This window comes from Azospirillum sp. B4 (assembly GCF_000333275.1).
Taxonomy (GTDB): domain Bacteria; phylum Pseudomonadota; class Alphaproteobacteria; order Azospirillales; family Azospirillaceae; genus Nitrospirillum.
In genome coordinates, this window is record NZ_BACU01000480.1 from 1 (window position 1) to 8408 (window position 8408).

Below are 8408 nucleotides of genomic sequence, written 5' to 3' on the forward strand. Positions count from 1 at the left end.
ACCTTCACCATCCGCGATCCGTCCAACGTGGTGGCGCTGGTGTTCTTCACCATCGTCGCCGTCTTCACCAGCCGCCTGACGGCCCGGGTGCGGGAGCAGGCGACCATCGCCGCCAACCGCGCCCGCATCACGGCGCAGATGTTCTCCTTCGCGCGCAAGTTGGCCGGCATCGGCGAGATGGAGGATCTGCTGTGGGCCACCACCCACCAGGTTGCCCTGCTGCTGAAGGTCCGCGTCATCCTGCTGATGCCGGACGACCATGGGGCGCTGGAGGTGCGCGCGGGCTATCCGCCGGAGGACCAGGTGGGGGAGATGGATCTGGCCGCCGCCCGGTGGGCCTATGACAACGCCAAGCCGGCGGGAAGGGGGGCCCCCACGCTGCCGGGTACCCAGCGCCTGTTCCTGCCGGTGCGGACGGAACGGGGTGTGGTGGCGGTGGTGGGTGTGGACACCGACGACCCCGGCCCCATCCTGACGCCCGACCAGCGTCGCCTGCTGGACGCCATCATGGACCAGGCGGCCGTGGCCATCGAGCGCGTGAAGCTGGTTCAGGACATCGACAAGGCCCGGCTGGAGGGGGAGACGGAGCGTTTGCGCTCCGCCATGCTCACGTCCCTGTCGCACGACCTGCGCACGCCGCTGGCCGCCATCATCGGCACCGCCACCACCCTCAGGAACGAGGGGGAGGGGCTGGAGCCCGCCACCCGCGCCCAGTTGACCGGCGACCTGCTGGTGGAGGCGGAGCGCATGGGCCGCTTCGTGCGCAACCTGCTGGACATGACCCGGCTGGAGGCGGGGTTGGACATCCGCCGTGAACCGACGGATCTGGTGGACGTGGTGCACACCGCCACCCAGCGGGCCAAGCCCATCCTGGCCGCGCGGCCGCTGACGCTGGACCTGGCGCCCGACCTGCCCCTGGTGCGCACCGACTACCTGCTGCTGGAACAGGTGCTGTTCAACCTGCTGGACAATGCCGCCAAGTATTCGGCGCCCGAGGCGCGGGTGACGGTGTCGGCGGCGCGGCGGCACAACCATGTCGTCATCCGCGTGTTGGATGAGGGCGTGGGCATTCCGCCCGACAGCCTGGAACGCATCTTCGACAAGTTCTACCGGGTGGAGGCGCGGGACCACCGCCAGGCCGGCACAGGCCTGGGCCTGGCCATCTGCCGTGGCTTTATGACCGCCCTGGGGGGCACCATCAAGGCCGCCAACCGTCCTGACAGGACAGGCGCGGTGTTCGAGCTGACGCTGCCGACCGATGACGCGCTTGACGCCTGGATGTTGGAGTAGACTGAGAGCATGACCAAACCCCATCGCATCCTGGTGATCGAGGACGAGGTGGCCATCCGCCGCCTGCTGCGCGCCGTGCTCACGCCCCAGGGCTGGACCGTGGTGGAGGCGGCGACGGCGCAGGAGGGGCTGGCGCAAGCGCGCCTGCCGGGCGTGGACCTGATCCTGCTGGACCTGGGTCTGCCCGATGGCGACGGCCTGGATCTGGTGGGCCGGTTGAAGGCGGAGCGGCCCACGCCCATCATCATCCTGTCCAGCCGGGACCAGGAGGACGACAAGGTGGCGGCGCTGGATCTGGGGGCCGACGACTATGTCACCAAGCCCTTCGGCACCGGCGAACTGATGGCCCGCATCCGTGCCGCCCTGCGCCATGCCGTGCAGCAGCAGGGCGGCCGGTCGGTGGTGAGCGCCGGCGGGCTGGAGATCGACCTGGTCAACCGGCATGTCAGCCGGGCGGGGGAGAAGCTGCACCTCTCGCCCACGGAGTTCGATCTCTTGCGCTATCTGGCCGCGCACGCTGGCAAGATTCTGACCCACCGCCAAATCCTCAAGGAAGTCTGGGGGCCGGCCAAGGAAGACGAGGTGCAGTACTTGCGGGTCTACGTCCGCATGCTGCGCCAGAAGATCGAAAGCGATCCCAACGCGCCGGGAATCATTCAGACGGAACCGGGCATCGGCTACCGCTTGGTGATTAATGATGAATCCCTCTGATTCAGCAGGATTCTTATTGAAACGAATCGGGCGTGGGCGCCCATACCGGCAAGGCGGGTGCGCTATGCTGCCGCAGATCACCCTTCCCAAAGGGCCCAAGATCGCTTATTTGACGGCGATCGGTCACCAGTACGGTTGTTTTCATGCTCCGCTCCAGCGCGGCAACCCGGCCGGCCTTCGCCGCCCCCAAGGTCGCTGACGTCATGGCGTCGATCGCATCCGATCCGTCGTCAGTCCCTTCCGGCGCCGCCGCGTCGTCGCTGGCCCCGTCCTCCGTGGGGCTGGGCCTCACGGTGGCGACCAAGGACGCCGTCCTGAAGGAAGTCGCGCTGCGCATCGCCGCCGCCGGTGGCCTGGACGTCGGCGCCGTGCTGGACGATCTGCGCGCGCGGGAGGCCCTGGGCTCCACCGGCGTGGGCGCCGGCATCGCCATTCCCCACGCCCGCTTCACAAGCATCAGCCGCCCCATCGGCGCCTTCATCCGCCTGGCCAAGCCGGTGGAGTTCGAGGCCATCGACGGCGCGCCCGTGGACCTGGTCTTCGGCCTGCTTACCCCTGTCCATTGCGGCAACGCCCATTTGCAGGCCCTGGCCCGCATCAGCCGCGCCTTGCGCACCCCCGGCCTGGCCGCCGCCCTGCGCGCCGCCCCGGACGCCCTATCGCTGCACGCCCTGGTGGCACCCATCCTGGATGCCGGCGCCGCCTGTTGATCGTTCCCCGGGTGAATTGACCCGTATCAAGGACGCGTCCGTCCTGTCGCGCGATGATGGCGGCATCCCAAACGGAGGATGCCGCCATGACCGCGCCCGCTCCCAAGACCGATTTCCTCGCCCCTACCGCCGTGCGCCAGATCATGACGCCCGGCGTCCTGACCGTACGCCCCGAGACACCGCTGGTCGACGCCCTGCGCCTGATGGTGCGCAACCGCATCAGCGGCCTGCCGGTGGTGGAGGACGACCCCGCCGAGGATGGCGGTGGCGTCCGCGTGGTCGGCGTCCTGACCGAAGGCGACCTGCTGCGCCGGGTGGAGACGGGGACCGAGGTCCACATCACCTGGTGGCAGAAGCTGTTCACCACCCCCGGCGACCAGGCCGACCAGTACAGCAAGGTGCACGGCCGCCGCGTGGATGAGGTGATGACGCGTGACGTCCTGACCGTGGACGTGGACGACGACGTCGCCGTCGCCGTGGCATTGATGGACCGCCACAAGGTAAAGCGCCTGCCGGTGCTGGCCCATGGCCACCTGGCCGGTGTGGTCAGCCGCGCCGACGTGGTGCGCGCCCTGCTGCGGACCCTGGACGTGGGCACCGCGGGGGCGGAGGAACCGCCGCTTCTGGACGCGGAGATCCGCTACCGCCTGCTGGTGGAACTGGCCGACAAGCGCTGGTGGGCCGACAGCCGGGTGGACGTGGCGGTGGAGAACGGCGTGGTCACCCTGACCGGCGCCGTCTACGACGCCCGTGTGGCCCAGGCCTTCCGCGTGGTGGCGGAGAATGGCCCTGGCGTGCGCGCGGTGCATGACCATCTGGTGGTGGCCGAAGGCCTGCCCGGCTGGGCCGGCGTGGACAACGCTTTCGTGGCGTGAGGCAGCTTTCGCCGGGAGGCCCGGCAAGAAGTGACCGGCGGCACCTTCATTGCCGGTGCCGCCTGCAGGGGGATAGCCGCCGAATCAAGGGCTTCGCTCTGGCTTAAAAGTTGCATATTTGCCGGTCATCACCCGCTGATGGATAATGGGGAGCGTGATGACCAGCATTCCAACAGTCGACCGCGGCACCAGCGTCGGCAACAACCACCTGATGCCGCCGGATAACAGTACCGCCCTTGTGCAATCGGCGCTGAACCAGATTTTCGCTATCAGCGACACCGACAAGGATGGCGTCCTGAGTGCCAAAGAGGTGGAGGCCGCCGTCGCGTCCGGCCAGGGCGGCAAGGACGCTGCCGACGCGTTGTATGGGAAGTTGAGCGCGGACGGCACCCAAACGGTTGATCGCCAGCGCTTCATGTCCAGCTTCCCGGGCGGCAGCCTGACCGGTCCCACCCTGTACCTCCTGGCCCAGACCAAGGACATGACCGACCATGGCTATGTCCAGACCATGCATCTGGTATCCCTGGTCAATCCGAAGACCGGGAAGGAGGACGGCGGTGAATACCCCTGGATACCGCCGGAGAAGACCGACCCCGGCGGCCGCATCGCCCGCGCCACCTTTGACATGATGTACGGCGCCTTCGGGCAGGCGGTGAACGACGCCGGCAAGGACATGCTGAAGCAGATGCGGGACAATCAGGCCTATCTGCCGTGACCCGTGCGGCGGACGCGGGGGGCCAGGACCGGTCCCCCGTCCGCCGTGCCCTGTTGACATTAAGCTGATTACTCCGACAAATGGGTGCGGATGTTAGCGCTATCACCCGGTGTGATCCCGCCCGGAGGCGCTTGGGCGGCCGCGATGGCGTGGGTGCGAGAATAAACAAGGGCGCGACGTGACAGACGCGGCCCTCAGGGGGAAGAGTTTGATGCCACGAAGCTGCGGCCATGTCCTGGCGCTGACGGCGATCCTTGCCGTCCTGTCCACCACCGCGGCGGCGGAGCGAATGCCTTTGGCGTCCGGCTGGCGGGTCCACCGGGGCGAGGTCGCGGGAGCCGAGGCCGTGGCGTTCGATGACAGGGATTGGCGGCAGGTCACCGTCCCCCATGACGCGGCCATCGACGATCGTCCCGATGGCACGCCGCCGTTCGACGCGCGGGCGGTCGCGGGCCAGGATTCCGGTTACCTGCCGGGGGGCCAGGCCTGGTACCGGCGGCATATCATTCTGGACGCCACGCAGGCGGCGCGCGTTGTTCGCCTGACGTTTGAAGCCGTCTACATGGATGCCGATATCTGGCTCAACGGCCAGCCTCTCGCCCGGCACCACGATGGCTACACCGCTTTCACCCTGGATCTGACCGGCAAGGTGCATGCCGGCGACAATGTCATCGCCGTCCGGGTCAACCATCCCGACCCGTCGTCGCGCTGGTACGCCGGCACCGGCCTGATCCGCCCCGTCAGCCTTGACATCCTGGACCCCGTCCATCTCGATCCGGACGGCACGGCCATCACCACCCCGGTGGCCACGGCGCAGCGAGGGCAGGTCGCGGTGCGGTCGGCGGTGACGAACCAGTCGGCGCGCGCGGCGACGGTTGAGCTGCTGTCCCAGGTGGTGGCGGCCGACGGCGCCGTGGTCGCCCAGGCCCGGCAGACGCGACCGTTGGCGGCCAACGGCCGGGTGGATTGGGACCAGTCGCTGGCTGTGAACCAACCGGCGCTGTGGTCGCCGGATGCGCCCAACCTTTACACCCTGGTGCAGCAGGTGCGGGTGGCCGGTGTGCTGAAGGATGAGCGGCGCACCCGCTTCGGCATCCGCACCATTACCGTCGATGCGCGCCAGGGCCTGCGCATCAACGGCCAGAAGGTGGTGCTGAAGGGCGGCAACATTCATCACGACAACTACATGATCGGCGCCGCCGGCCTGCCCGACGCGGACGCGCGCAAGGTGGCGCTGATGAAGGCCGCCGGCTACAACGCCATCCGCAGCGCCCACAACCCGGCCAGCCAGGCCACCTTGGATGCCGCCGACGCCCTGGGCATGCTGGTGATCGATGAGGCCTTCGACGCCTGGGACAAGCCCAAGCGCGCCCAGGACTATGCCCGTTTCTTCGCGACCGACTGGGCGGCGGACCTTGACAGCCTGGTGGTCAGCGGCCGCAACCATCCCAGCGTGTTGTTCTGGAGCATCGGCAATGAGATACCGGAGCAGGGCACTCAGCAGGGCGCGGAGACGGGACGGCGGCTGGCCGACCGGGTGCGCCGCCTAGACCCCACCCGGCCGGTGACGCAGGCGGTCAGCATCGACGGGCCGGACAACGCCCGCCAGTTCGCGGTGCTGGACGTGGCCGGCTACAACTACCGCGCCCATCTGTTCGGCCCCGACCATGTCCAGTTCCCGGACCGGGTCATGCTGACCACGGAATCCACGCCCAAGGACGCCTTCCAGTATTGGCGGCCGGTGGAAACCATGCCGTGGGTCATCGGCGATTTCGTCTGGACGGCGGTGGATTACATCGGCGAGGCGGGTATCGGCTGGATGGGCTACAGCCAGGATTGGCAACAGCTGGCCCCCTATCCCTGGACCCTGGCCTATTGTGGCGAGATCGACGCCACGGGACGCAAGCGGCCGGCGGCCTATTACCGCGAGGTGCTATGGAAGACGGGCGTCGACCCCATTTCCGCCTTCGTGCGCCAGCCGGCGGGGACCGAGGATTTGCCGGACCGCCATTACTTCCCCATCCAGCCACCGCACCTGGACTGGTCGCTGGATGACGTGCATCCCAGCTGGACCTGGCCGGGGCAGGAGGGCAAGCCGCTGGAGGTGGTGGTCTATTCCGAGTTTCCAGAGGTGGAGCTTTTCCTGAACGACCGGAGCCTGGGCCCCCGCGCGGTGGGCGTGGACAGCGAATACAAGGCGACGTTCAGGTTCCCTACGCGCCCGGCCGCCTGGTCGCCGTGGGCTATCGCGACGGCCAACCCGCAGGGCGGTGGGAGTTGCGCACCGCCGGCGCGCCGGCCCAGGCGCGGCTGTCCCTGGACCGGGCGACGGTGCGGGCCAACGGCCAGGACCTTGCCTACCTGACGGTGGACCTGACCGACGCCGGCGGAACGCCGGTCTATGCGCAAGAGGCCGACCGCCTGGTGACCGTCCGGGTGGCCGGTGCCGGCGCGCTGGCCGGCCTGGGCAACGGCGACCCCCATGACGCCGGCAGCTTCCAGTCCGGCCAGCGGCGCACCTTCCATGGCCGCGCCGTCCTGGCCATCCAGGCTGGGACGCGGGCGGGTGCCATCACCGTCGACATTGACGTCGCGGGGCTGCCCGCGCGGCGGGTCACGCTGGATGCGACATCCCCGTAAAACAACAACGAGAGGGACGACCCATGCGCTCACCGGTAAGGAATCCCCTGTCCTGGCGCCTTCTCCTGCCCGTTGTCGGCATGGTGCTGGCCCTTTCCCCGGTGGCCGGGGCCGACACAGTGGTGGGGAAGCTGGAGGACGCCGGCGCGTTGGCGCTGCGCACCGAACGGGGCGTCCTGACGATCGAGCCATGGCTGGACGGCATCATCCAGGTCCGGTTCGGGACGCCGGGCTATCGCGGCAATTACAATCCGGCCGTTATCAGCCATCCCGGGACTGTCGCCTTCCAGGTGGGGGAGACGGCCGACGCCTATGTGCTGACCACCGCGCGGCTTCATGTCCGCGTCGCCAAGGCGACGGCGGCGGTGACCTTCCTGGACGCCAAGGACCATGTCCTTCTGGAGGAGGGGGAGCGGGACGCCGGGGTGGGGGCCACCCAATGGTTCAAGACCGCGACACCGGTTTACGGACTGGGCCAGCACCAGAACGGATTGCTGGATTACGCTGGCCACACCATCCACCTGCAGCAGGCCAACACCGACGTGGGCATACCCATGTTCGTGTCGCCCAAGGGCTTTGGCCTGCTGTGGAACAACGCCTCCGTCACCGATGTCGACGTCGCCACCGGCGCATCACCGCTGGGCATCCGGTCGGAGGCCGGGCCCGGCATCGACTATCACTTCATCCTGGGACCGCAGTTGGATGGGGTGATCGCCGGCTATCGCGCGCTCACCGGGGACGTCCCCCTGATGGCCCGCTGGACCTGGGGCATGTGGCAGTCCAAGGAACATTACAGCACCCAGGATGAACTGGTCGCCATTCCGCGCCGCTATCGGGACATGGGCGTGCCCATCGATGCCGTGGTGCAGGACTGGCAGTACTGGGAGGCCGGCCAGTGGGGCAGCCACCGGTTCGACGCGGCGCGCTATCCCGACCCCAAGGCCATGGTGGGGGCGATCCACGACCTGCATGTCCACACCATCATCTCGGTGTGGCCGCGCTTCGACCTAGGCACCGCCAACTTGGCGGAACTGGACCAGGCCGGCGCCGCCTTCCCGGACGCCTTCAACAACGTCTACCCGGTTGGTTTTGGCCGCTGGTACGACGCCTGGAGCCCGAAGGGCCGGGAAATCTATTGGTCCCAGATCATGCGGAACCTGGGCGTCCTGGGGTTCGATGGCTGGTGGCTGGACGGGGACGAGGCGGAACTGGGCGGGAAGACCGGCGAGATGCGGGAGCAGTCGACGGCCGCCGGCCCCGGCATCGTCGTCAACAACAGTTTCCCCCTGCTGCACACCGGCGGCGTCCATGACGGCATGCGGCGGGACCAGCCGGGGAAGCGGGTGTTCATCTTGTCCCGCTCCGCCTACGCCGGCCAGCAGCGCAACGGGGTGATCACCTGGTCGGGCGACACCCATGCCAGTTGGGAGACGCTGGCCAAGCAGATACCGGCCGCGCTCAATTTCT

General features: G+C 68.5%; 8 protein-coding genes. All 8 read left to right on the forward strand.

What is annotated here, in order from left to right; translation table 11 throughout:
- Nucleotides 1–1290: ATP-binding protein (locus I55_RS20705; RefSeq protein WP_044562487.1), on the forward strand; the 1290-nt coding region annotated here is incomplete at its 5' end.
- A gap of 9 nt (nt 1291–1299) precedes the next feature.
- The gene (locus tag I55_RS20710; RefSeq protein WP_044562488.1) at nt 1300–2001 is read left to right on the forward strand and encodes a response regulator; all 702 of its coding nucleotides are present in this window, start codon (nt 1300–1302) and stop codon (nt 1999–2001) included.
- A gap of 143 nt (nt 2002–2144) precedes the next feature.
- Nucleotides 2145–2711, forward strand: a complete 567-nt coding sequence (locus tag I55_RS20715; RefSeq protein ID WP_199902665.1) for a PTS sugar transporter subunit IIA — start codon at nt 2145–2147, stop codon at nt 2709–2711.
- A gap of 86 nt (nt 2712–2797) precedes the next feature.
- Nucleotides 2798–3586, forward strand: coding sequence for a CBS domain-containing protein (locus I55_RS20720; protein ID WP_064742525.1), 789 nt, complete (start codon nt 2798–2800; stop codon nt 3584–3586).
- Between the two features lie 157 nt (nt 3587–3743).
- Nucleotides 3744–4301, forward strand: a complete 558-nt coding sequence (locus I55_RS20725; protein ID WP_044562489.1) for a hypothetical protein — start codon at nt 3744–3746, stop codon at nt 4299–4301.
- A gap of 211 nt (nt 4302–4512) precedes the next feature.
- A complete protein-coding gene (locus tag I55_RS20730; protein ID WP_049974350.1) occupies nt 4513–6666 on the forward strand; it encodes a glycoside hydrolase family 2 TIM barrel-domain containing protein in 2154 nt (717 codons plus the stop codon).
- A complete protein-coding gene (locus tag I55_RS33340) occupies nt 6579–6941 on the forward strand; it encodes a hypothetical protein (protein WP_049974351.1) in 363 nt (120 codons plus the stop codon). Before I55_RS20730 ends, I55_RS33340 begins: the two co-directional genes overlap by 88 nt.
- 23 nt (nt 6942–6964) lie before the next feature.
- A partial coding sequence (locus I55_RS20735) for a TIM-barrel domain-containing protein (RefSeq protein ID WP_044562492.1) occupies nt 6965–8408 on the forward strand: 1444 nt, incomplete at its 3' end.